The organism is Candidatus Zixiibacteriota bacterium, from assembly GCA_018820315.1.
In the GTDB taxonomy this organism is placed as follows: Bacteria; Zixibacteria; MSB-5A5; order JAABVY01; family JAHJOQ01; genus JAHJOQ01.
Genome location: JAHJOQ010000103.1, coordinates 44,543 through 69,049, shown reverse-complemented (window position 1 = coordinate 69,049; position 24,507 = coordinate 44,543). Strand labels below are relative to the sequence as shown.

Annotated in this window: 17 protein-coding genes; 11 read left to right on the top strand and 6 right to left on the bottom strand. The window is 50.9% G+C overall.

Annotation, left to right across the window (positions count from 1 at the left end; translation table 11 throughout):
• The first annotated feature begins 133 nt into the window (after positions 1–133).
• From KKH67_10225 to KKH67_10210, 4 genes are all read left to right on the top strand, one after another.
• Positions 134–1,357, top strand: coding sequence for a winged helix DNA-binding domain-containing protein (locus KKH67_10225; GenBank protein MBU1319553.1), 1,224 nt, complete (start codon positions 134–136; stop codon positions 1,355–1,357).
• Between the two features lie 31 nt (positions 1,358–1,388).
• The gene (locus KKH67_10220; protein ID MBU1319552.1) at positions 1,389–1,841 is read left to right on the top strand and encodes a DinB family protein; all 453 of its coding nucleotides are present in this window, start codon (positions 1,389–1,391) and stop codon (positions 1,839–1,841) included.
• 342 nt (positions 1,842–2,183) lie between these two features.
• On the top strand, positions 2,184–5,639 hold the full coding sequence (locus KKH67_10215) for a PAS domain-containing protein (protein ID MBU1319551.1): 3,456 nt from the start codon (positions 2,184–2,186) through the stop codon (positions 5,637–5,639).
• A 131-nt stretch (positions 5,640–5,770) separates the two neighbouring features.
• Positions 5,771–7,099 (top strand): PAS domain S-box protein, encoded by a 1,329-nt coding sequence (locus KKH67_10210; GenBank protein ID MBU1319550.1) that lies wholly within the window; start codon positions 5,771–5,773, stop codon positions 7,097–7,099.
• 10 nt (positions 7,100–7,109) lie between these two features.
• Here KKH67_10210 and KKH67_10205 read toward each other — a convergent pair whose 3' ends face one another.
• The 3 genes from KKH67_10205 to KKH67_10195 form a co-directional block, all read right to left on the bottom strand.
• The gene (locus KKH67_10205; protein ID MBU1319549.1) at positions 7,110–7,472 is read right to left on the bottom strand and encodes a hypothetical protein; all 363 of its coding nucleotides are present in this window, start codon (positions 7,470–7,472) and stop codon (positions 7,110–7,112) included.
• 285 nt (positions 7,473–7,757) lie between these two features.
• Positions 7,758–8,981 (bottom strand): aldo/keto reductase, encoded by a 1,224-nt coding sequence (locus tag KKH67_10200; GenBank protein MBU1319548.1) that lies wholly within the window; start codon positions 8,979–8,981, stop codon positions 7,758–7,760.
• 28 nt (positions 8,982–9,009) lie between these two features.
• A complete protein-coding gene (locus KKH67_10195) occupies positions 9,010–10,608 on the bottom strand; it encodes a hypothetical protein (GenBank protein ID MBU1319547.1) in 1,599 nt (532 codons plus the stop codon).
• 288 nt (positions 10,609–10,896) lie between these two features.
• Here KKH67_10195 and KKH67_10190 point away from each other — a divergent pair, with 288 nt between their 5' ends.
• The 7 genes from KKH67_10190 to KKH67_10160 all read left to right on the top strand — a co-directional run bounded on the left by KKH67_10190 (position 10,897) and on the right by KKH67_10160 (position 20,829).
• Positions 10,897–12,276, top strand: a complete 1,380-nt coding sequence (locus tag KKH67_10190) for a sigma-54 dependent transcriptional regulator (GenBank protein MBU1319546.1) — start codon at positions 10,897–10,899, stop codon at positions 12,274–12,276.
• Between the two features lie 263 nt (positions 12,277–12,539).
• The gene (locus KKH67_10185) at positions 12,540–13,082 is read left to right on the top strand and encodes a hypothetical protein (protein ID MBU1319545.1); all 543 of its coding nucleotides are present in this window, start codon (positions 12,540–12,542) and stop codon (positions 13,080–13,082) included.
• Between the two features lie 41 nt (positions 13,083–13,123).
• Positions 13,124–14,194 carry a tetratricopeptide repeat protein gene (locus KKH67_10180; protein MBU1319544.1) on the top strand — a complete coding sequence of 357 codons (1,071 nt, stop codon included), beginning with the start codon at positions 13,124–13,126 and terminating at the stop codon, positions 14,192–14,194.
• A 9-nt stretch (positions 14,195–14,203) separates the two neighbouring features.
• Positions 14,204–16,114, top strand: a complete 1,911-nt coding sequence (locus KKH67_10175) for a tetratricopeptide repeat protein (GenBank protein ID MBU1319543.1) — start codon at positions 14,204–14,206, stop codon at positions 16,112–16,114.
• A 515-nt stretch (positions 16,115–16,629) separates the two neighbouring features.
• The gene (gene rsgA / locus KKH67_10170; GenBank protein ID MBU1319542.1) at positions 16,630–17,727 is read left to right on the top strand and encodes a ribosome small subunit-dependent GTPase A; all 1,098 of its coding nucleotides are present in this window, start codon (positions 16,630–16,632) and stop codon (positions 17,725–17,727) included.
• A gap of 3 nt (positions 17,728–17,730) precedes the next feature.
• Positions 17,731–18,435, top strand: a complete 705-nt coding sequence (locus KKH67_10165) for a GNAT family N-acetyltransferase (GenBank protein ID MBU1319541.1) — start codon at positions 17,731–17,733, stop codon at positions 18,433–18,435.
• 249 nt (positions 18,436–18,684) lie between these two features.
• Positions 18,685–20,829, top strand: coding sequence for an RNA-binding transcriptional accessory protein (locus KKH67_10160; GenBank protein MBU1319540.1), 2,145 nt, complete (start codon positions 18,685–18,687; stop codon positions 20,827–20,829).
• Between the two features lie 17 nt (positions 20,830–20,846).
• Here KKH67_10160 and KKH67_10155 read toward each other — a convergent pair whose 3' ends face one another.
• From KKH67_10155 to KKH67_10145, 3 genes are all read right to left on the bottom strand, one after another.
• Entirely contained in the window at positions 20,847–22,193 is a 1,347-nt protein-coding gene (locus KKH67_10155; GenBank protein MBU1319539.1) for a hypothetical protein, read from the bottom strand.
• Positions 22,194–22,478: 285 nt separating this feature from the next.
• Positions 22,479–23,912, bottom strand: coding sequence for a M48 family metallopeptidase (locus tag KKH67_10150; GenBank protein ID MBU1319538.1), 1,434 nt, complete (start codon positions 23,910–23,912; stop codon positions 22,479–22,481).
• 27 nt (positions 23,913–23,939) lie between these two features.
• Positions 23,940–24,497: a LemA family protein gene (locus KKH67_10145; protein MBU1319537.1), complete on the bottom strand. Its 558-nt coding sequence runs from the start codon at positions 24,495–24,497 to the stop codon at positions 23,940–23,942.
• Between the last annotated feature and the right edge of the window lie 10 nt (positions 24,498–24,507).

Below are 24,507 nucleotides of genomic sequence, written 5' to 3'. Positions count from 1 at the left end.
AGAGCTTCTTATTTCCGTGAGTCTCGTTCAAGGTGACAACATGATAGGGACCTGAACATGCAGAGTCAAGCCAACTATTCGCGTCAAAGTGAAACAGGAATCAACCTATGTTCAACCTAACACGGATCGACCAATGAAAATATCGTCTCAGACAGCGCGAAGGATAGCGATAAACGCACAGCTTCTGGATGGCAGAGTCAAGTTAGCGAAGGGAAAGGAAGGTGCAGTCCAGGCGATAGAAATGCTCGGCTATGTCCAGATAGACTCGATGTCGGTGATTCAGAGAGCGCACCACCACACACTCTGGACTCGACTTCCCGATTATGATCCTGTGACACTGCACGAACTTCATGCAATCGATCGCAGAGTATTCGAATATTTCGGACACGCTCTCTCCTATTTGCCGATGAAGGACTTTCGCTTCTATCTGCCTCGAATGCACAGATTCGACGATCCTTACAGCAAATGGGAGAAGGAGAGGCTTGCCAGGTACGGTCATTTGATGAAGCCGGTTCTAAAGCGATTTCGCCAGGAGGGAGCTCTCGGCTTGTCGGACTTCACACCTCCAGAGACTCTCGCTCCCGGAGAACGAAATCCGAACAAAGCCGCGATCGAACTTCTCCAACTGAAGGGGGATATTTTCGTCAGCGAGCGCCGACCTTCTGAGAGAGTCTTCGATCTTGCAGAACGAGTTATCCCGGGCGACACCGACATGCGCGTCCCCGACGACGATGAGCTGGGACGCTTCCTCGTGAGGCGTGCGCTCAACGCGTATGGTGTAGCGACTGTAAGCGAAATCAAGGATCATATCCGCACCGCCCGGAAGAATGTGGTTGCAGATGCGCTGCGGGAGCTGCAGGATTCAGGAGAAGTTGCAACTCTGAGAATCAGCGAAAACGGAGACACCGAGTATTTCGCGCTTTCAGATTCCGTCGAGAAACTTGCCCGGCTAAGGAAGATGTCGCCAAGGCTTCATTTGATGTCACCCTTCGACAATCTCATCATTCAGCGCAGCAGAATAAGTCAGATCTTTGATTTTGATTATTCCCTCGAATGCTATGTCACACCCGCCAAAAGGAAATTCGGATATCTGGTGCATCCCATATTGTGGGACGAAATGCTGATTGGGAGACTCGATCCGAAAGCCGATCGTAAGAGAAAAGCTCTTATCATTCGCAACTTGATGGTCGAGCGGATGCCAAAGGACAGCGAGCAGTTCCTCAGCGCCTTTGCGGCGAAGCTGTCCGAATTCGCGCGGTTCAATGATTGCGAGAGCTTGGAATTCGATGGAATCTCTCCGGAGAGAATCAGAAGGCCGTTGGAAAGACTGATGAAGAACCTGGGACTTATTGAATAGAACCGATTCATTCATGAGTGAGGAGAATGTTATGACCGAGATTGAGAGAATTAGAGATCAGATGGCAAGAGCCTTTCGAGGAGAGGCATGGCATGGTTCATCATTCCTCGAAGTCCTCGATGGAGTCACCGCCGGGCGCGCGGCTGCGAAACCGCATGCAAGCGCTCACAGCATTTGGGAAATCGTGCTGCACGTCACCGCATCATATGATGAGATTGTAGCAAGGCTGCACGGCAAGCGGGTTGTTCTCACACCTGAAGATGATTGGCCCGCAGTAGAAGACACCGGTGAATCGGCCTGGCTGAACGCCAAAGAGAAGCTTGAGGCCAGTCATGATAAGCTGCTGGCAGCTATAGTATCCATCGATGACACTAAGCTTGACAGCCAAATACTCGAGGGATTTTCTTCCTACTATGCCACATTTCATGGCACGGCTCAGCACGATGCCTACCACGCCGGACAGATAGCCCTTCTGAAAAAGTAGCGCGCATTGCCGTTGCTGGACCAGGTGGTGAAATATGTTATTTCTCTTGAAACACCTCTCGAAATAAGGCATTTCGCGACAGTATCTCAAAGCCTTTGAGAGAGGTCAGCACAAAGCACCCGCGGATCATAGAGATTCGCGGGTCCAATCATCTGTACAGAATCCACCAATCGCGCGCGGGGAATCATTAGAGTCCATATGGTCCCCGTTTGCAGATATTCGAAATCACCCCTCCACACCAGCAGAACTAAACCAACCGAAAATTGTTGACATCGTCAATGCCACTATGTATACTTTTTATGGAAACAGACACAAGCGACATCACCGGGACTAGAGGCATGCATGCCCGCGACAGAAAAGAAGGCTGGGAACTCTCGTCAGAAGAAGAAATCCGTATCTACGAAGAAGCGTTCGAACGATCTGACTATGAAAAAGTTGGCTAAGAAGAGCAAGTCTTCCGGCAGGGAAGCTGCAAAGATATCTGAAGTGCCGAAGAAGAGAGAGACCCAACCTGCAAGGCGATCAGGCGCCGCCTTTCCAGTTGTCGGAATAGGAGCGTCAGCAGGGGGGCTTGAGGCGTTTGAAACCTTCTTCCGTGCTGTGCCTGATGAGCCCGGTATTGCATTCGTTTTGGTCGCCCATCTGGATCCCTCTCACGTCAGCCTTCTACCGGAACTGCTTCAGAAGCAAACGAAGATGAAAGTCGAGCAGGTGAGCGACAGAACCGTTGTAAAACCCAATAGAGTATATGTAATACCACCGAACCGAAATCTGGGCATCCTGAGGGGCGTGTTACATTTGCTGGAGATGACAGAGCCCCGAGGTGTAAACCTGCCGATTGACAGCTTCTTCCGCTCGCTGGCTCAGGACCAAGGCTCCGACTCTGTTGGCATAATCCTCTCCGGCACAGGCACCGATGGTACTCTGGGGTTGAAAGCTATCAAAGACGAAACCGGTATGACAATGGTGCAGTCGGAGGAGTCCGCAAAATACGACGGGATGCCACGAAGCGCCATCTCCGCCGGCGTTGCAGACTACATTCTGTCCCCCGAGAAGATGCCCTCAAGTCTGCTAGAGTATGTCCAACATGAATCGGACATATCTGTCCCAGATACCATAACGGAAATGACAAAGTCTCCTGAGGCGCTCCAAAAAATATGCATCATCCTCCGCGCTCGAACCGGCCACGACTTTTCACTCTACAAGGCAAATACGACCCGTCGTCGAATTGAGCGACGGATGAATCTTCACCAGATAGGCAAAGTGGCCGACTATGTGCGATTCCTGCAGGAAAGCGACCGTGAAGCCTGGAGTCTGTTTAAGGAACTATTGGTCGGCGTAACCAGCTTCTTCAGGGATCCCCAAGCCTTCGAGGTTCTCGCAAATACTGTTCTTCCGAGCATTTTTTCTGATAAGCCTGATGACTACACAGCCCGTGTTTGGGTGCCTGGTTGCAGCAGCGGCGAGGAGGCATACTCTGTCGGTATCCTGTTTCACGAGCATATACAGAAGACCGATGCGCATCCTAACGTACAGATATTCAGTACGGATCTTGACGAAGATGCGATAGACCGGGCACGTCAGGGCGTGTACCCGGAGAGCATCTCCGCAGATATCGATCCTGAACGGCTCCGGCGCCACTTTACAAAGGATGATGACGGCAGGTACAGGATCAAGAAGGCTATTCGCGAAATGCTGGTGTTTGCCACGCAGGATGTTATCAAGGATCCACCATTCACCAAAGTGGATCTACTCTGCTGCCGGAACCTGTTGATATACCTTGGACCGGAACTACAACGTAAACTGCTTCCTATATTTCACTACAGCCTCAAATCCAACGGATATCTTTTCCTCGGTACTTCTGAGACGACTGGTCAAGCGACCGATCTCTTCGCCCCTCTGGATAAGAAGTGGAAGATATACCGCCGCAAGACGACGACTATAACAGGCCAAGCGGCCAGAGAGCTCCGATTGATCACTCCGTCGATTAATCCGGCTGATTCTGTCGGCTCGGCGTCGATTCGGCAAGCAGAGGAGTTGAGCTCTCTTCAGCTCGCTGAGACCATCCTTCGACAGAGTGACACACTGCCCTGTGCGATAGTTGACAATGCTCTCGATGTGGTGTACTTCCATGGTCGGACAGGTCGCTACCTCGAACCGGCTGAAGGAAAGGCGTGCCTTAACATAGTGGAAATGGCACGCCAAGGACTTAAGGCAAAATTGAATGAGGCAATTGGCCAAGTCACACAGCATAGGCGACAGGTAGAATGCAGAGGCGTTCGAGTGCAATCCGATGGAAAGCTACTGTCCGTCGATCTGACAGTCAAGCCCCTTATCGAGGATGGTCAACTTCCCGGCCTCATGATGATCACATTCAATGAAATATCTGCACCGAAGACAGTGACTCTGAAGACCAGGCACGGGACGGCCAAAGTCAAGAGAATATCAGCGGAGGAACTGGAGCAGGAACTTCTGCACACAAAAGAATCTCTGCAAACCACTATTGAAGAACTGCAGACCTCTAACGAGGAGCTCAGATCCACAAACGAAGAACTCCAATCTACCAATGAAGAATTGCAGAGTACAAACGAGGAGCTGGAAACGTCGAAAGAGGAACTCCAGTCTCTGAATGAGGAATCCGTTACTGTCAATGCCGAGCTGCAGGGCCGCATCGAGGAGCTCAGCAAAGCGCACGATGATATCAAGAACCTGCTGGATTGTACTGGTACTGCCACGCTGTTTCTGGATGTTGAAACATGCATCAGGCGATTTACACCGAAGATGACGGGTATTTTCCCCCTCGCCGGGAGTGATATCGGGCGACCGATCCGAGACTTATCCTCTAATCTGGTGAAATTGGAGTTGGATTCGGTGACCACACATGTCCTGAAGGACCTAAATTCCATCGAGCGTGAAGTATCGAGTTCGGATGGGCGAACATATTCCATGCGTGTGCAGCCGTATCGAACAGCAACCAACGTAATTGACGGCGTAGTGATCACTTTTGATAATATAACCAATCTGAAGCATACAGAGAAAGAATTGCAGACGCGTCAGCGAATGCTGAACACGGCTGCTAAAGCGTCCAGGACTGGATTCTGGGAATGGGATATTGCGAATGACAGCATGCTATGGACTGATGGAATGTTTGATATTTTCGGTGTAGACAAAGCCACCTTCCAGCCCACGCTTGAGCGCCAGATTGAGTTCGTACACCCGGATGATAGTGAAATCATGTCGAAAGAAGCTATCGAGGAATACAAGAAGCAAAGTAACTATGAGCTGACTCACCGTATAATTGAGAGAGATGCCGGGGAGACAAAGTATATCCGAGTCTGGGGCGAAGTCAGCTTCGACGCAACAGGGGAAGCAATCAGTATGGTTGGAACGGTGCAGGACATTACCCAAACTAAGACTCTGGAGCTGCAATTGCGCGAGGTACAAGCTCGCTGGACCACGCTCACCGAATTCTCGACTGACCACCTTTTGTTCCTGGATGTAAGGGGCCTCATACAGTTTGTTAATCGCCCCTTTCTTGGTCTGCCGCGTGATAGAATGGAAGGATATCCGCTCTATGACTTTATTCCATCACGGCACAAATCCAAGGTACGGAAAATCCTGAGTAGAGTCGGAGAGACCGGCGAATCTGAAAGCTACGTATTCGAGTTCAAGGTGAAGAATAGACAAACCCGAATGTTCGAGGGGCGAATTGGACCAGTGGTGGCTGACGGGGCCATTATTGGCCTGACAATCAGCGTGACAGACATCGCAGATTCCGAACGAAGCGAAATGTCCTGAGATATGGCGAGTCTTTGATCTGAAATTATGCCCGATTGGGATGCCAGAAACCAAATAGTGGCTGGCAAAGCAGATAGATTTTCAAATCCATCAATCTTCGAGAATATCGATCCGGGCAGATTGGAAAGCTGATGCTGATTCCGGAATCACATGGGGCGAAGAAGAGCACTTCGAATAGCGCTTCTGATCTTCGGCGCCGAGCCGAGGCTTTTCTTGATCACCTTCCAGATTCTCCTCCAAGCTTAGGTCCGGAAGACATTCGCACCCTTGTGCACGAGCTGAGTGTTCACCAGATCGAGCTCGATATCCAGAATGAGGAACTGCGCGCTGCCCAGATAGCGCTTGTCGAATCGAGAGACAAGTTCTCAGATCTATACGACTTCGCACCGGTAGGATATCTTGCGCTGTCCGAGAAGGGACTAATCGTTCAGGCAAATCTCACGATTACCGAGATGCTGGGGATTGACCGCACCGGGATCATAAATCGGCCATTCTCTCAATTTGTCTTCGATTGTGATCAGGATGAATACTACATGCTTTTCGCACGGCTGCATCAAACTGAGACGACTCAGAGTTGCGAATTGCAGTTGAAGAGATCAAACGAAGATGTCCTTGTTGCGCTTGTCAAGGGGAGGACCGTAAGAGATCGCGAAAATACGTGCAATCATGTTAACCTCTGCATTTCGGATATCACCGAGACAAAGCTGGCAAAAGAGATCAGTAGAGTAAACGACGAACTGGAGAAACGGGTAGAGAAGCGAACTAACGAACTCACCATCTCCAATAGAGAACTCGATTCTTTTGCGTACTCTGTTTCACACGATCTGCGGGCGCCATTGCGGGCTATTGATGGATTTTCCCATACACTAGAAATGGAGTATGCGCCAAAATTAGACCGTGAAGGAAAACGGCTACTCGATATCATACGTAGGAATGCCAAATGTATGGGCAAGCTTATAGATGAGTTGCTTGCGTTTTCTCGCCTTGGTCGAAGGGAAGTCAATCGATCCCGCATAGACATGCATAAGCTGGCAACAGAGGCTTTCGAGCAACTTAACCAGAACAATCGTGACAGGAAGATACATTGCGAAATAGACGCTATTCCGCATGCTTTCGGCGACGAAACCCTGATCCGCGAAGTATTCCTCAACTTGCTTTCGAATGCAATCAAGTTCACAAAGCCTCGCGAAGTCGCCGAGATACGAATAGAGGGCGCCGCGTCCGGTAGTGAAATCGTTTACTCAGTCTGTGACAACGGCGTAGGCTTCGACCAGAAGTATTCCGGCAAGCTGTTCAAAGTATTCGAGCGACTTCATGATGTATCTGACTTCGAAGGTTCGGGCATCGGGCTCGCGCTGGTGGAGAGAATAGTTCAACGGCATGGTGGGCGAATTTGGGCAGAATCGAGACTTGGTGAGGGAGCTAAGTTTTCGTTTACGCTGCAGGCTGCAAATAAGTAACAGTGGGATTCTACTCACCGTATTTGTCGAATTTATCCCAGTACTGTTTGGACAACTGATAGGGCTGAAAATCAGTCGATTCTCCTCCCTCGGAAGGCTTCGCCTCAATGATTCCCATTTTCTCGGCAAAGTCGAAAAGTTGAACAATATCGGGCCGCGAACTCAGACGTACATTCGGGGGTGCATCCTCACCAAACTTCCACTTCCCGTTCAACTTGCCCAGAGAACCGACATGCACTTTGCACAGAATATGAAGATACTGCTGCAATGTGAATTGATTGTGAGGATAGAAGTCGATCTTCGGTTCCGGCATTGGTACATCTGCGCCCAACGCCATCTCATACTTGAAATGTCTGTATGCCTCAATACTCATAATACAAATGTCGGCAAAAATACGAATTTCTCATCTACAAGTTGGCCTATTTTTTGCCAAATTAACAGCTTACACCAAACCCGACTTGCGTGCATAGGAGTGAGCAGACTTTCGTCTCCCACGGAGACCATCTCTGGCATCACATCTGTTTCGAGCAAATCTTGGACACGCCGCAACTATACAGGTTTCAGTTTGAAACGGCAATATTAAAATTCGCGCCACAGATTTCCGTCAGGATGGGAATCCTGACGGCTCTGAGGAGGTGTCGTGATAATGCCGCAGCGGCTATCCGTACATCTGCTTCAGTTCATCGATCCGGCGATCGATATCGACCGTATTGGCACATTTGGCCGTGCATTCCGAGCATGACGAGCAATTGGTCAGCCCGGCACGAGCCGGGATTTCATCCAGCGTCATACGCGCATGATGGAAATTCGAATACTGCGCCGAGTACATATGCGTTCTCATCAAAGTCGGTATGTCCGTCCCGCTCGTGCAGCTTGCAAGACATTCGCGACACTGACGGCAAAATCCTAAACCCAGAATGATGCTGTTGTCGGACAAAAGGCTCTTCTCTTCATCCGTGTATTCGAGATCGGAGGCCATCGCGAAATTTTCGTTCATGTGCTCGTAGTTCGCATAGCCCGGGATGCATGTGCAGATGCTCTCGTTGCGCATCACCCATTTGAGAGCGGCACGCGCTATGGTCGTCGATGAATAGTTCCTTCGTGATTCCGGATTCGGCCATCGCGATCCACCGGCCAATGTCTTCATAGCGACAATGCTAACGCCTTTATCTGCAGCGTTCTTAATGGAATTCAGCAAGGCGGCATCATCGGCCATGGTGAAGTTTATAGCCGTCAGGACTACATCATAGAATCCACCGGCAGTAATCTCATTGATGACATCTGCCATATTGGAGTGAGTGGCCGCCCCGGCAAACCGGATCTTCTTCTGATCCTTCAGGATGCTCACCGCCTCTTGAATAGCCCCATCTCTGATTGTCTCAACATCACCCACATCGTGAACATAGAGAAGGTCAACATAGTCCGTCCTGAGCCGCTTGAGACTGGCTTCGACCGACTTGATAAATTTCTGCTTCGACTCCTTCGGCGAAAGACCGCGTCTCTGAGCCGGTGTGTGGACCTTGGTGCCGATTATCACTTTGTCTCTTACGCCCATCTTCTCAATTGTCCTGCCAAGCATCTGCTCATTTCGACCGTACTGATAATTGGCTGCCGTGTCAAAATGACGTATCCCGAGTTCAAAGGAAGCTTCTATGATCTCCGGGTTATTAGAATTCATCGCCCCCATGCTTACGATTGGGATTCGAGGGCCACTTTTCCCAAGTTGTCTCGTGATGATCCCTGGCTCTTTCTTGCCGGCTTTCTCAACCTCCTGCGCAAGAGCTACGCCCGGGGAAAGTCCAGCTAATCCGGCGCTGGCCAGGCCAGCCGCGGCGGCGGTCAGAAAATTCCGCCTGGTGTAATCTGAGTTTTTCTCCGGCATTATGTCCTCACTCTTATTCGCTAAATTTCTATTCTTGATTCTCGTCACCAAGGCCCCGAAGGAACTGCTCGGCGTTACTGCGAATCACTTCCTTGGTTTGTTCATCTGTCCCGATATCGTTTGGCAGGACCTTGAGCACAGTACGGTAGCATTTGGCAGCAAGGTCAGTGTCTCCGCTTGCCAGCGCTCCGTCAGCATAACTGTCCCAGCAGTTCGCGGAATTCGGGAACGCCTCGGCGTTCATCTTGAACAATGCGAGGGCATCCTCGACGCGGCTCGCGCCAAGAAGCTGATAGCCCATCATGTTCAGCATCGCTTCCTGAAACGGAATCTGTCCCGAATTGGACGCCTTAATCTGCTCGTAAGCCTGAACAGCTTCTGCAATCATGCCCGCGCGCAGCGCCTCCGTGAACTCAAGCTCCGTCGGAGGCGGCTTCTCCCCTTCCTGATAGTTGAATGATACAGCGGCGGCATCGAATCCGTTCTCAGCGGGGGTTCTCTTCAGAAACTCGACACTCTCAGCATCATCCGTCAATTGCGCTTTGAAAAAGTGATTCACATAATCGCAGATTTTCTCGTAGCCATGGACGCCTTCCAGTCTGACAGCGCCAGTGCTATCCGGTGTCATGCTCGCAACGAAACTCCCGATCGAGAAGTCGTGATGATTCAGGCCGTTGAGCGCACAGAAGTATTTCTCTGCATATTTGAGTGAATCGAGGAGTGTCATGTCGGGTGCATGTTCAATATCGCTGTACATCTCCAGCAGTGGCACTTTGGCACTCGCGGGATTATAGCTCGCTGAACCCTTCACGAGTTTAAACAACGGCGCAGATGTCAGCGCACCCCCGAGATCGACGACGGCATCGACGTCAGAATTGCGCATCTGCATCAGCAGCGCACTGATACCGCCTGAGCCAAAGCCAATAACTCCCAGCCTGTCGGGATCTATGTTCGGAAAGTGGCGCATATACCCGGCTACAAACTCCATATCTCTGGTGAAAGACTCGAGATCGGCCTGATTCAATTGCGGTGAAAGACGGACGCTGCCGAGTGGGTGAGTTGTTGCTGCAATGAAACCATGGCTCGCCAGATATTCGCACAGAACAACATTATCACAATAGCTTGTTTCAAGATTGGGATGGTAGACAATCAGTGGGAACAATCCCTCCTGAGGAGCGGCGTCTCTGACTGCAGCGAGTTCAACATTCGCAAGATCCAGCGGCAATCCGCGATTGTTTCCCGCCATGCGACCCACGACCTGCACATCCCGATTCTGGTAATTACTCACCAGATCCATGAAGCGGTCGTCAGTCGGATAAGGAAATGCGTATTCCCCGTAGACCATTGCCATATCATCAGCAGCGCCAACTGCCGGATACCAAATACAAATCTGGATCGGCCGCGCTCGTTCGCCCTCGCGCGGTTGACCGAAATAGTCTCTCTTAGTACGAAATGTTCTCGAATAATCGTATTCTTCGACAGTCTTAAATCCGATGGCATACTGCCCCGGCTCAAGATTCCCCCACATAGGTGATTGGTTTGCATACAGTGAGGTTGCCAGCATAAAGGCACTCACAAACACTATCCCACCCAGCGAGAGTATAGGCGACTTCTCAACCATTTTCATACTTCTTTCCTCAACGTCTCATGTTATCCGACTTTATCTATCCGATTATGTCTAACCTATCGAATGTCGCATCGATTGTCAATCAGTCGTTGAACCATCAGCTACAGAGTACGATATAGACACTAAGTGGTTGCGGCGCGATGAGCAGTGATCAAGCTGCGTTTCACCGGCATACTACTGCATGTTTCACAATTTCACTAAGACATTTGCTCGCCCACGCACGTATTCACGACCATAGAATCAACTTTTTGAGCACTTGTCCGATATATGGCTAATAGAGGTACGAGCATGACGATGCGCACCGTAGTCTACGGCGATATCCTGGAAAACAGCAAGGCGATTCAGAATCTCAAGAGTGATACTCCGGGCCTCTCCGAATCTATCATCTGGCGTGATGAGCCTCTGCCTTTCAGCAGCGATGGAATTCGTTCAGTCGTTTTCGTGGACTTAGACAGTCCCTTCTTTTCATCTGATGACTTCCTGCTCTCGATAGCAGCATCTAATGATGACATAACGATTGTCGGGAAAATGGCAGCGCCCGATATCGATCAGACTATAAGATTTTCGAGACTCGGAGTGGCGGAAATCCTAACACCTGACCAGTGCCTTAAGCGACTTACGGCTCAGATTGAGGAAACTAGAGAGAAAGATATTGATGAGACGGTGCCGATCCTGGCCAACAAGTATGGCATTGATGCGCTGATAGGCAAATCGAGCAAGATGGAAGAAATACGAAAGACACTAATCGTTCTCAGTGAAGTCGACTTTCCCAGCGCATTGATTCTCGGAGAGACCGGGACGGGAAAGAGTCTCGTGGCGAAGATACTGCACAATGCCGGTCTCAGGTCCATCCACAATCTCGTTGAGGTCAATTGCTCCGCGATCCCCGACGAACTATTCGAGTCCGAGCTTTTTGGACACGTAAAGGGTGCGTTCACCGATGCCAGAAAAGACAAGAAGGGTCTTTTCGAATATGCCCAGGAAGGAACTCTTTTCCTGGACGAGGTCGGGAATCTGTCCGCATCAGCGCAGGCGAAATTACTGAAGGCGCTTGAGGATAAGAAATTCCGAAGAGTAGGTGCTCTCGCCGAGGAAACGATTAACGTGAGGGTTATCGCCGCCACAAATCTTCACCTGAAAGATGCCATAAGTGCCGGCAAATTCAGAGAGGATCTATACTATAGACTAAACCTCCTCACAATAGAGATTCCGCCGCTTCGCGAGCGACCGGATGATATCCAGGATCTTGTGGAGCATTTCCTCGAATACTACTCATCAATCTACAAGAAACCGAGAGTCGGAATCGCGGCATCGGCGCTCGATAAAATGCGATTTCACCAGTGGCCCGGCAACACGAGAGAACTCTGCAATGTAATAGAGAGAGCTGTTCTGCTCGCGAAAGGTAAATACATTCGCGACAATGACATCGGGGCAGCCTTCAGCAGCGATAGAGTCAATCTGGCCGACAGGCAGCAGATCACAATTGATGTGCCTCCTCAGGGGATCACTCTGCGCGAAATAGAAAAACGCGTGGTCAAGCATGTGCTCGACACGTGCGAATGGAATAAATCTGAAGCCGCGAAGTTTCTCGGGATATCGCGCGCGCGCCTGAGGCGAATCCTTGAAGACGCCGGATTGAACCAAAACAGACGCCAGAACCGATCCTGACACGAAATGCACCACACGGAGCTTGACGGCTTTATCCATCATACTCGCAAAGAGTTGCCCGTTTTCTATTGAAACAGGTGGTACAGACCGTTCCAACCCGACCCATCAGAATCCTTGATTGAGAATCCCTGTGCTTTGCTGTAAGCCGTTGGAAATGAATCAGATGTCCAGATTCCACGGGGATGGCACGTCGCTTGCTCAAGAACAACGACAGGAACAATGCAATGAAAGAAATGACGTTTACCTTTAGAAGGAGAGACGCGATGACAGGAACAAAGCTTACCAAGTCACTGTGTGCCACCGTCGCGATAGTAATTTTCGCGGCATTGGTGTTCTCAGGATGCTCGAAGTCTCCGATGAGTGTTCAGAAAGTCACCGAAGAACCGAAAGTGCTTTCGCGCTCAGCGAGTTACTCGGCGTTTTCCAGCCCGACTTCACCAAGCTTGTACGCAGAGAAAATTATCTCTGCCAGCACGGGTGGCAGGCTGGAACTTCTCGATGTGATCCTTGACGTTCCGCCGGGAGCTGTCGATGTTGACACTCTATTCAGCATCACCATTCCGGATGTATCGGTTTTCTTCAACGATTTCGGGACCAACGGTCTCGTATTCAACAAGCCCGTTTCTGTGACGATGTCTTATCGCGATGCCGATCTATCTGGTATAGATGAATCTACCATTCGCATAGGCTGGCTCGATAAAGATTCAGGCGAATGGGAAGATATGGTATGTGAAGTCGATTTTATGAACAAGGTTGTAACGGCAGAACTCGATCATTTTTCGGCATACGGATTGATCTCGGACTGACAATCTTAAAGGATCAATTTCTCTTACGAGGAAATTATCAGATGACAAACACACTGGTTACAAGCAAGGCCTTAAGCGGAGATCGAGCGAGAATCCGGGACAGGAGAACGCTCCTGCTACTGGCTCGCGGCTGGCTCAGACAGGGTAACCCTGTAGTAGCTCTTGAGCTGCTGAAGTCAGCTATCGATTCCGCAGAAGCCGAGTTGGATCAGGATCTCCGGGCGCAAATCCTCAAAGAGACCGGTCGTGCCATGATGATGCAATCAGATTGGGAAGTTTCAGAGTCGTACTACCTTGAAGCTCAGTGGTTGTTCCTGAATATCCACAACTACAGGGGAGCCGCCGAATGCGCCAGGAACCGGGCCAACATGCATTTTCAGCAGGGAAATTACGGCGACGCAGAGCAGCTCTGTGAGAAGGCGCTCGAGTTCACTTCCACATTGAATGACCATGAGTTGAGAGCTACAATTCTGAACACGCTGGCGGCTATTAAATCGGCTACAGGTGATCTCAGAGAAGCGATCAAGGCGTTCAAACTCTGTCTGGCTGATTTCCGCGCGTCGAATAACGTGATGCGGCAGGGGTACGTCTTACTCAATATCGGTCTTACTCAGAATGACCTCGGTGAACATGACGCCTCCATCGAGAGCCTGAACGAATCTCTGGCAATCGCTCTGAGCGAACAAGATCTCAATCTGGTGGAGATCTGCTACCAGAATATAGCGAAGTGCTACATGGAGCAGAAAGAAATCGGAATGGCCAAATCGGTCATAGATACTGCCCGTAGAATCCTTCCGGGGCTCAATTCCGCAGCTCTGGAAACAGAACTCAATCTTGTCGACTGCAAGATAATGAGGATGATGGGTGATACTGAAAGCGCAGTCAAGCTGCTGCGCAAAACCTACAAAATGACAGTCATTAACAAGCTGGCTGCCCTGAGGGCCGATGTGCTCTTCGAGCAGGGAGTAGTCAGCAGAAAGTTAGGCAAGATCGATGTTGCGGTGGCTAAGTTTGATGCGGCTGCACATCAGTACAAAGAAGTTGGTATCGATAAAGGCTTTAAAGAAGCAATTCAAGTACTCGAGCAACTGGGAAGATCAACCAGATCGTAGGGCAATACGATGAACAAGTCATTCAGATATTCCGACACCAAACCTGATGCTCCCGCTCTTTTTGGAAAGGCTCATTCTGAACCTGACTGGGCAAGCACACTACGAAATCTGATGACTCTTGCAAAGGATGCCTCCAGGTCATTCGACTACGATAAGGCAATTGACTACCTTTGCACTCTCGAAGAAATCTGGGATTCCAAAGGTCTTCCCGAGTTCTCTCTTCCGCTCCGCTTTGAATTGCACCAGGAAAAGGGCAAGGCTCTCGCTCTGCAAGGCAAACTGGATCAGGCAATCGAGGAATATCAGAAGATTCTGAAGTTTTGCCGCGACACGAGCCACCTTTCATACAAATCCGAAACATTTGCTCAGATCGGTCAGTTGCTGTGCAAGCAGGGTGACTACGACCGCGCTCTGGGATATATTCAGAGGGCGATCGGCGTTTATCGCAGGATCGAGGACAAGACCGGAATGTGCAAAGCGTTACGAAACCTGGGAGTCATATATATCGAACTGGGCGAACTCGAGGAAGCTGAGATGACATACCAGGAAGCCATTGCAGTGGCGCAGGAGATAGGCGATCTCATTCTCTATGCGGATCTTGTGAACAACCTTGGATCTATCATGAACATGAGGGGTGATTGCGAACGAGCGCTGGAACTGTTCCATAAATCTCTGGAAGTCTATACATCGCAGAATGAGATCAGAAAAAGCGCCTATACAAAGAACAACGTCGCAATCACACTCGCGGAGAAGGGAATGAATGACGAAGCCTTCACTTTCTTCAGGGAAGCTCACGAGATCGCGACTCAAATCAAGGATGCTTCGCTGACTCTGATAGTAGACATCAATCTGGCAGATCTCTATCTAAAGAGAGGAACGCCGGATAAAGCGAAGGAACACTGCCAACGTGCTGAAAGTTACCTTATTGAGTCCAATCTCACGAACAGCCACCTGGTCGAAATCAAGAAGATAGCAGGGAAAATCGCATGCTATGATAGCGACTATGATTCTGCGTTGGAGTCTTTTGACGAAGCTTACGATCTAAGCCGGCAGATCGGTGCCCGGTTTCTTGAAGCAGATGTGCTGCTTGAACGAGGAACATTATTGAGCACAGTCGGGCGGCATTTCGATGCCCTGAGTGATCTGGAATCCTCCTACCAGATATACAACAACTTGAAAGCTGAAGGGAAACGTGAAAAGACTGAAGGCATCATCGGCTCAATTGAGGTCTTGTATCTCGAAATCTTCGATTCGATGGCGAATGAAGTCGATCTCAAAGATAAGTATACCAAGGGTCATTCCGACAGGGTCGCTTCCCTTGCCCTGCTTCTCGCCAAGGAACTCGGACTGCACAGCGGCATGCTTAAGACTATAGTGGCCGGAGCCCTTCTCCATGACATCGGTAAAATCGGCGTAGAGGATAATATTCTCAAGAAGCCGGGCAAGCTATCCGAATCTGAATTTGCATTTATCAAGAGACATTCGGAACTCGGTGTTGAATTGCTGAGAGGCAAAGAGTTCCCCTGGGATGTCAAGCCGCTCATTCTCCACCATCACGAGAAATTCGATGGCCGCGGGTATCCTCTCGGGTTGAAGGGTGAAGATATCCCCCTTGGTGCCAGGATAATCTGTGTAGCGGATGTCTTTGACGCTTTGACCTCGGACCGGATCTACAGGTCGGCATTTGAACCTCAGAAAGCGCTCGAAATGATGGCCGAGGAATCGGGATCATCTTTTGATCCGGTAGTGCTGAGGTGCTTCACGAACATGATCAATAAGGGTGCTGCGGACATGGTTATCAATGCCCGCACGAGTGAAAAAGAGATGTACGGCATCTGGTCCAGATGTATGCTCGAAGTTGCACCACAGGACACGGAATCTGAAGAGATATCGACGGTGCAGGAGCAAGCTCCCGCTTAGATGCCGATCATCGACGTTCGTTGACGCAGATCCGTTCGCTCTCTGTCGTCGCCCGATTTCACTTGACAAAACTCGGTTTTAGAGTACCCTAAGGACGTTGACAGATAGAGTTTAACCATATTCTCCTGAAAGGAGGCGTGATTTATGACAGTGATTGTGAACACAGAAAATGTAGATTCACGCCTCGGGAATGTCTGATTCTGGACGACTGATCTGAGATTCAGCAGACCGCTATCTTCCACCAAGCGAGGGTATTTTATATCCGGATTGTATCCGCAGGCGTGATTTGCGCCCGCGGCTTTTTGTTGAACTTACCGCAGAGCCGTGGATAACAGTGTCACGGCAATCTTTCCATCGAAAGGAGCATATAATGTCGGTCGATGAATATGTATACATGGATTCTGAAAATCTGAGGAATTCGCAGAGGTGAAACATAAGCAGACCAACTGTATCCTTTGCGTATCACAACAATTCAGTCAATCATTTGCATGCCCAATGCAAAGAGGACTACAGCGATGAACATAAATGAATTAGGTTGGAATAGCTTCTTTGAGAAACACTTCGGAGATTCAAAGAGAGGCGATTTCATACCTGCCAGAATTGCATGTCAGCACAAGGGACGCTATGATATCCATTGCTCGCATGGCAGCATGACAGCCGAAATCTCCGGGAAGCTTCAACATGAATCAGTCTTCATGGCGGAGTATCCTGCGGTTGGAGACTGGGTGGTCGTCACAGCGAGACCTCATGAAGGCAAGGCGATAATCCACAAGATTCTTCCGAGGAAGAGCTGTTTCTCTCGTAAGGCAATTCTTGCCGGGGGGCGCAAGGGTATCGGAGGCGAGACCGAAGAGCAAATTCTGGCTGCGAATATCGATACAGCGTTTCTTGTAAGCGGTCTTGACAGGGACTTCAACATCCGTCGAATCGAACGCTATGTAGCGATAGCGTGGGATAGCGGCGCAAACCCGGTTGTCATTCTCAACAAGGCAGATGTCTGCCGGAATTTGGAAGAGCCTATCGAAGAGGTCGAAACAGTCGCAATGGGCGTCCCGGTTCACGCGGTGAGCGCCATTGAGAAGACCGGCCTCGATGCGCTGCAACAGTATCTGGCACGGGGCAGCACCGTCGTCTTTCTCGGATCATCCGGTGTCGGCAAATCGACAATCATCAACGGCCTTCTCGGAGACGATCTTCTGAAAGTCGGTGGACTCCGCGTACACGACCAGCGCGGTCGGCACACGACGACCCAGCGGGAGATGATTATATTGCCATCAGGTGGCATAGTGATCGACACTCCCGGCATACGAGAGATTCAACTCTGGTCTGACGACGAGGGATTGAGCAGGACATTCGCTGATGTTGAGGAGATCGCTGATCAGTGCCGATTCAGGAATTGCAGGCATCAGGGTGAGCCGGGATGCGCGGTCGAACAGGCACTGGAGGACGGTACTCTCGACCGGGATCGATTCGATAGTTACGGAAGACTCCAGAAGGAACTTAAGTATCTGTCTATCCGTAAGGATCAGAAGGCGCGTCTTGTTGAGACCGCCAAGTGGAAGAAGATCACCAAGTCGATGCGACAGCGATACAAGATGCGTGGAGAGAAATAGCCAATGTTCGAAAACGTTCATCTGGAGACTGAACGACTGCTGATTCGGCAATACGCGATCGACGATCTCGACGGATTCTATGACATTGTGAGTCAGGAAGAAGTCGTCAAATGGGTCGGCGAGACGGTTCGGCCGAAGGATGAGATTGCGCCCAGATTCAAGAAAATGGTTGAATCGTACGGACTGAACAGGCCCGACGACATCGTCAGATTCTCTCTTGCAGTTATGCACAAAGCTGATGGCCGACTCGCAGGATGGGTCGGCCTCGGCCCTCTTCCGATCAATACTACAGAGACTGAGATCTACTACGGTTTTTCGCAGGATTATTGGGGACAGGGGATTGCGACAGAAGCCGCAGATGCGATGCTCCAACATGGCTTTGAGACAATCGGCCTGGATCGCATCGTCGCGATAACGCTGCCCGACAATCCGGCATCGGCGAAAGTTCTAGAGAAAATCGGGATGAAGTTCCGCTGGACAGTTCACGATCTGCCACCCGACCTGGCGCTACTCGAAGGCGTAGGGTATTTCTCGCTGACGAAGAAGGAATACAATCAAGGGCAGGATTCCACGAAGTCTGCCATCTTCCCGCAAGCATCATGCGCGGGCAGGATTCCCCGAAGCCTGCCATCTTCTGCGCGGGCAGGAACCCTGCACGCTCTGATGACTGACATAAAGATTGCCACGTCGCTTCGCTCCTCGCAATGACGGACTCTTGTTGAGCATCGTAGGGCAGGATTCCCCGAAGCCTGCCATCTTCTGCGCGGGCAGGAACCCTTTCCTGCACGCCCTGATGATTGACATAAAGATTGCCACGTCGCGCCGCGCCCCGCGATGAGATGTACTGTAAGGCAGGTTTCCCCGAAACCTGCCATCTTCCCGCGCAATTTCTGTTTCTTTTTCTCCTCATTGGACATATCTTTATGAGATAATGCAGGCATCTTACCGAGGACGAAAATGAACAGCGTACATACAGCAAAAATAGCCACCGAACTGAGCCTTGCCTCTAATCAGATCGAAGCGACACTTTCGCTTCTCGACGACGCCGCCACCGTTCCGTTTATCGCACGGTATCGCAAAGAGGCAACCGGCAGTCTTGACGAAGTCGCGATAACGAACATTCGCGATAGAATCGCACAGCTCCGTGAATTGGACAAACGGCGTGAGGCGATTCTGAAATCGCTCGAAGAGCGCGACTTGCTCACCGACGAGCTGAAGCAGGAACTTGAAGCCGCCGAATCGATTGCGGTGCTCGAAGATATCTATTTGCCGTACCGTCCGAAACGCCGCACACGTGCCACAATCGCGCGCGAACGTGGGCTCGAACCGCTCGCCGAACTGATCTTCGAACAGGATGATATCGATCCCGAACTCGAAGCAGACTCGTTCATCGATCCTGAGAAAGAAGTCGAGACTATCGAGGATGCACTATCCGGTGCGCGAGATGTCATTTCCGAATGGATCAACGAGGATAGCGACGCCCGCGCGAAAATGCGCAGACTGTTTACCGAGCAGGGCGTGATTCAATCCAAGGTGATTTCCGGTAAGGAGACCGAAGGCGCAAAGTACTCTGACTATTTCGATTGGGAAGAACCGATAACCGGCGCAGCGTCGCACAGGATTCTCGCACTGCGACGCGGTGAAAACGAATCGATCCTGAGCCTGCACATTGCACCGCCCGAGGAGGATGCGCTTGCGATTCTCGATGAGATGTTTGTCACCGGCGACAATGCCGCATCGGAGCAGGTCCGGCTCGCAGTGCAGGATGGCTACAAGCGCCTCCTCTCACCCGCGATGGAGACAGAGATTCGAGCTGACTCCAAGCTCTGGGCGGATGAAGAGGCGATCAAGGTCTTCGCTGACAACCTGCGCGAACTCCTGATGGCGTCTCCGCTCGGCAGGAAGAATGTCCTCGCGATCGATCCCGGATTCCGCACCGGATGCAAAGTCGTCTGCCTCGACAAGCAGGGCAAGTTCAATTACAACACAACGATATTCCCGACCGGTAGCGAGAAGCAGAAGAGCGATGCTGCAAACGAGATCGAAGCGCTCTGCGGGAAGTACAAGATCCAGGTGATCGCAATCGGAAACGGCACAGCCGGACGCGAGACTGAGGCATTTGTGCGCGCAATCGGCCTGCCGGATCATATTCAGATCGAGATGGTCAACGAATCGGGCGCGTCGGTATATTCGGCTTCCGAAGTTGCGCGCGAGGAATTCCCCGATCAGGATATCACCGTGCGCGGTGCGGTGTCGATTGGTCGCCGTCTGATAGACCCGCTCGCAGAACTGGTGAAGATCGATCCGAAGTCGATCGGTGTCGGGCAGTATCAGCACGATGTCGATCAGTCCGCGCTCAAGCAGGGTCTCGATGACACCGTGATGAGCTGTGTTAACGCGGTCGGCGTCGAGGTCAACACCGCAAGCAAGCAGTTGCTGACGTATGTTTCCGGTCTCGGACCGAGCCTTGCGAAGAACATTGTCGCATACCGCGATGAGAAGGGCGCGTTTAGATCACGTCATACGCTCACGAAAGTTACACGGCTCGGACCGAAGGCGTTCGAGCAGGCGGCGGGATTCCTGCGGATCGCCGATTCCGACAATCCGCTCGACCGTAGCGCGGTGCATCCGGAGAGCTATCATGTTGTCGAGAAGATGGCGAGCGATCTCGGCTGCACGGTCGAGGATTTGATGACCGACGATAGCCTTCGCAGCAAGATCGATCTGAAACAATATATCACCGACAAAGTCGGAATGCCGACTCTGCGCGACATCATGGATGAACTTGCGAAACCGGGACGCGACCCGCGTAGCGAGTACGAGTCATTCAGCTTCGACGAATCGGTGCAGAAAATCGATGATCTCGAGGTTGGCATGGTGCTTCCGGGGATTGTCACCAACGTCACGAATTTCGGCGCGTTTGTCGACATCGGCGTGCATCAGGACGGCCTCGTGCACATCAGCGAACTCGCGGATCGGTTTGTGAGCCACCCTTCGGATGTTGTCAAAGTGCATCAGAAAGTCACGGTCACCGTCCTCGAAATCGACCTCCCTCGCAACCGGATTGCGCTGTCGATGAGGGAGAAACCGACGATCAATTAACCGCACATCGCCGCATGTCATTCCGTTGTCGGATGCATGTCATCTCTGAGCGCGGAAGAAATATCCCGAGCTTCTGGATCATGGGATTGATCTAGCCAAGTTACCAGTTCGCTGGCTTCTTCAGATGACCTGAGAATGTCAAACAAATTAGAGAGATTCGCGACGGCAGCGCTCTGTGCAAGTTTGACAAATCCGAACAAGGTCCATCTTGCAGCAAGTAGCATTGTGTTGTAGTGCGACTTGGTCATCAGAAACATATCACTTCCGTGAATCACTTTCGAACGTAACTTGTAAATCCAGAGAATCTTCGACGGATTCAAGAAGTGCTCCTTCTGGACAGCACTCAGAAGGACCATTCTGTATGCAATCCTCTCTCCTTTCATCCTATCATCCCTTGTTGTTAACAAACACTCCAGAGCGCTGCAAAGGTAGATGACCTTTAGATCAAGCTCTTCTTCCCTTATCGCATTTCCGATCCAGTTGATCGCTCTCAAAGCAGCGACTTTGATCTTGGTTGGTAACTTCTCTATCCCTTCTGCAACAGCGAATGCTGGGCCGCAGCTTTCGATTATATCCTTGCCTAGGTGCATGCCCCACGCATCACGATGGCGTGTCCACCGTGAACTTACGATCTCGTTGGTTGACGTGTCAATTATGAACGCACGATCCGACAGGTCAAAGAGAAGATTCTCGTCATGGACAAAGCGATTCTCAGTTAAGATCGTCCTTAACATGTTTATGTTCATCCTGGCCTTGGAAGTAGCGCGCTGAAACACTTGATCCAGTCCAGTGCCTTCCTCTTCTACTCGCATGACTGTAGCGCCGTCAAAATGCAATGCGAGTTCTTTATAGCGCCCCGAGCTCTCAGCCATGCCACACTCTACTAGTTCAAGTGCATTGAACCCAGTAATGCCGAAGTCGCCGATCACTATGGGTGCGTTTTCGATTTCTAGACTACATACCCTGTATACGACGTGGTATCTCTTGAGCGGTTTACACACGTCTTCGATGAACTGATCAATGCGGATATTTAGTCTCATTGCGTCGCGATACTCAACACGATTCACCCAAACATCACATAGTTGATACCACATCTTGTTTTTGACTTCTTTGTCTTTGAGATATTCGGTTGAGCGATCATGTGTCAGATTCTCTAGAATTGCATTGTACTCTTTGCACGTATCGCCTTCCAGACAAAGCCAAGTATGGTCAAGTTTCTTCATCTTCTCAGTTAGCAAGTCAACTGGTATAATACTTTCATATGTCGGATAGCGCGGCCCAGCAGCCGCACTGCTCTCTTCTGGCACTTTGGCTACTCCCCTAAGGAACTTTCTTAATATAGCTTTGAGTTGCTTTTCGCTCACAGACATCCCTGCTTGAATTGCATTATGCTGCTGCTATTGCTGAAGAGTATGGTGACCAAGCCAACTTGTCAATTGGATTCGCATGTGAATGCGGATTCTGTGGAATTGACTGGATCGCTACGTTACTCGTTGCGTGGCTTCGGATCGCTGCCCTACGGGATAGATTCCGTTTTTCAACGGAATGGCATGTATCACTATTCGGCCCAGCGCTGTCAGGAATCCTTTCCTGACAGTCCGTGATTCGGGCAGGAAGGGATTCCTGCCCGCGCAACTGCCGACGGATATCTATGATTCGATCTTGATTTTCCGGTTGCAGTTGCTGCAGGTGATCTCTGATGTGTTGAAGGCGGGTGATATCTGGATCGGATGGCCGCACGAACATTTGAACGATTCCCAGCCGGTCGTCGTGCGATGGTATGTCATCTCCGGTGCGAACATATCCTGCTGTGAGGCTTTCCCCTGTTTGCCGAGGCTGTCCGCTATCGCACCGACAGCCGCAAGTTCCGCAACGGGAACCTGAATGTCGCGGCTGCATCGCGGACACGGAAACGTCTTCTTCTTGAAATCGGGCGGAATCTTGATCCGCAATCCGCAGACGCATGACACAAAGAGATACTTATTGACCGCGCGCATCAAATCGCCGACATCGCGCTGCTGCTTCCTTCCGGTCGAAACCGCCTCACGCAAGCCGTCACGAATCGGCACCGCCTCAGTGTCTTTCAGTCCCGACGGCGGAATGACCGCCATCTCGCGCCCCTTGATCCTATTGTACGCTTCCTGATAATTGATCAGACTCGCGCCGTGCGACATCGTGCGAAGAATCCTGATCCGCTCGCTGATAGGAGGATGCGTGCTCGTGAGATCGGAAAGCTTCTTCCCTTTCGCTTTGAGCGGATTGGCAATATACATCGGCGCAGTCGCCTTATTAACCTGTGGCATGTCTTCGGTCGATTGCGAAATCTTCTCCAACGCCGACGCCAGCCCTTCGGGATAGCGCGTCAGCCGTGCACCGGATGCATCGGCGAGATATTCACGTTTGCGTGAGATCGCAAAATATAGAAGCTGCGCGAGAATCGGCGCGAGAATCGCCACGACGATTGCGACAACAAGCATGATTAGCTGCGCCTGCCCACCACCTGAATCTTTCGAACGATACCGGCTCGACCGTCCTCCGCCAAACATCGCCCCGCGCAAGAATATCTGCGAAATCAACACGATACTTCCGAGCATAATCCCCGCGAACGTCATGAACAAAATATCCCGATTGCGAATATGCGACATCTCGTGCGCTATCACACCCTGTAGTTCGTCGCGGGTGAGTCTCGAAAGAAGCCCTGCCGTGACCGCCACCGCGCATTTCTCCGGATTGCGACCGGTCGCGAATGCGTTCGGTGCGGGTGAATCGATGATATAGATTTTCGGCATTGCAGGCAGCGATGCGGCGATTTTCATCTCTTCGACGACATTGAATAACTGCGGATGAACGTCGCGAGTCACCTCACGCGCGCCGCTCACGGAAAGTGCAATCGAATCACCATTGAAATAGCTGACCAGCGAAAGGATGCCCCAGATTACAAAAGCCAGGAATATTCCGATATAGCCGCCGTCGGGAGGAAGAAATGCCGCACCTACCAGATACCCAAGCAGGATGAGACAGAGCCCCATCATGATAAAGAGGACAAGCGACTTGCGCTGGTTTTGTCGAATCAGTTCCCACATAGCTTATCTATCTCGAACCCGCAAATCCTATGAGAAATCAACTTTCGGAACATCCCGTTCGCCCTTGTCTTCAAGCTCGAAGAACTCAGCCACCTTGAAGTTGAACATACCGGCGATCATGTTCGAGGGGAACATCTGGATCTTGTTGTTGAAAAACAGGACCTGATCGTTGTACGCCTGTCGCGAAAACGCGATCTTGTTCTCGGTCGATGTCAGCTCTTCCTGCACAGCCAGGAAATTCTGATTCGCCTTCAGGTCGGGATAGTTTTCGACGACAAGAAAGAACTTGCTCATCGCGCCGGAAAGTTCGCCCTCGGCTCTCGCTTTGTCCCCGACAGATTCGGCAGACATCGCCCGGCTGCGGGCATTGGTGATGCCCTCGAGTGTGCCCCGTTCATGCTTCATATAGCCTTTGGCGGTTTCGACGAGATTCGGGATGAGATCGTGCCGTCTTTTCAACTGCACATCAATCTGCGACCACGCATTCTTGACCTGATTGCGCAATCTCACGAGCGAATTGTAGATGCCGACCACGAACATGACGACAATGGCTACAATCGCAACAAGTACGATAAATCCAACCATATTCCCTTCC

Bases quoted from the DNA above. Each gene is read 5' to 3' on its own strand.
- KKH67_10225 (MBU1319553.1), top strand. From the start codon at position 134: ATGAAAATATCGTCTCAGACAGCGCGAAGGATAGCGATAAACGCACAG.
- KKH67_10220 (MBU1319552.1), top strand. From the start codon at position 1,389: ATGACCGAGATTGAGAGAATTAGAGATCAGATGGCAAGAGCCTTTCGA.
- KKH67_10200 (MBU1319548.1), bottom strand. From the start codon at position 8,981: ATGCCGGAGAAAAACTCAGATTACACCAGGCGGAATTTTCTGACCGCC.
- KKH67_10165 (MBU1319541.1), top strand. From the start codon at position 17,731: ATGTTCGAAAACGTTCATCTGGAGACTGAACGACTGCTGATTCGGCAA.
- KKH67_10195 (MBU1319547.1), bottom strand. From the start codon at position 10,608: ATGAAAATGGTTGAGAAGTCGCCTATACTCTCGCTGGGTGGGATAGTG.
- KKH67_10160 (MBU1319540.1), top strand. From the start codon at position 18,685: ATGAACAGCGTACATACAGCAAAAATAGCCACCGAACTGAGCCTTGCC.
- KKH67_10210 (MBU1319550.1), top strand. From the start codon at position 5,771: ATGCTGATTCCGGAATCACATGGGGCGAAGAAGAGCACTTCGAATAGC.
- KKH67_10150 (MBU1319538.1), bottom strand. From the start codon at position 23,912: ATGTGGGAACTGATTCGACAAAACCAGCGCAAGTCGCTTGTCCTCTTT.
- KKH67_10180 (MBU1319544.1), top strand. From the start codon at position 13,124: ATGACAAACACACTGGTTACAAGCAAGGCCTTAAGCGGAGATCGAGCG.
- KKH67_10175 (MBU1319543.1), top strand. From the start codon at position 14,204: ATGAACAAGTCATTCAGATATTCCGACACCAAACCTGATGCTCCCGCT.
- rsgA (MBU1319542.1), top strand. From the start codon at position 16,630: ATGAACATAAATGAATTAGGTTGGAATAGCTTCTTTGAGAAACACTTC.
- KKH67_10205 (MBU1319549.1), bottom strand. From the start codon at position 7,472: ATGAGTATTGAGGCATACAGACATTTCAAGTATGAGATGGCGTTGGGC.
- KKH67_10190 (MBU1319546.1), top strand. From the start codon at position 10,897: ATGACGATGCGCACCGTAGTCTACGGCGATATCCTGGAAAACAGCAAG.
- KKH67_10215 (MBU1319551.1), top strand. From the start codon at position 2,184: ATGCCCGCGACAGAAAAGAAGGCTGGGAACTCTCGTCAGAAGAAGAAA.
- KKH67_10145 (MBU1319537.1), bottom strand. From the start codon at position 24,497: ATGGTTGGATTTATCGTACTTGTTGCGATTGTAGCCATTGTCGTCATG.
- KKH67_10185 (MBU1319545.1), top strand. From the start codon at position 12,540: ATGACAGGAACAAAGCTTACCAAGTCACTGTGTGCCACCGTCGCGATA.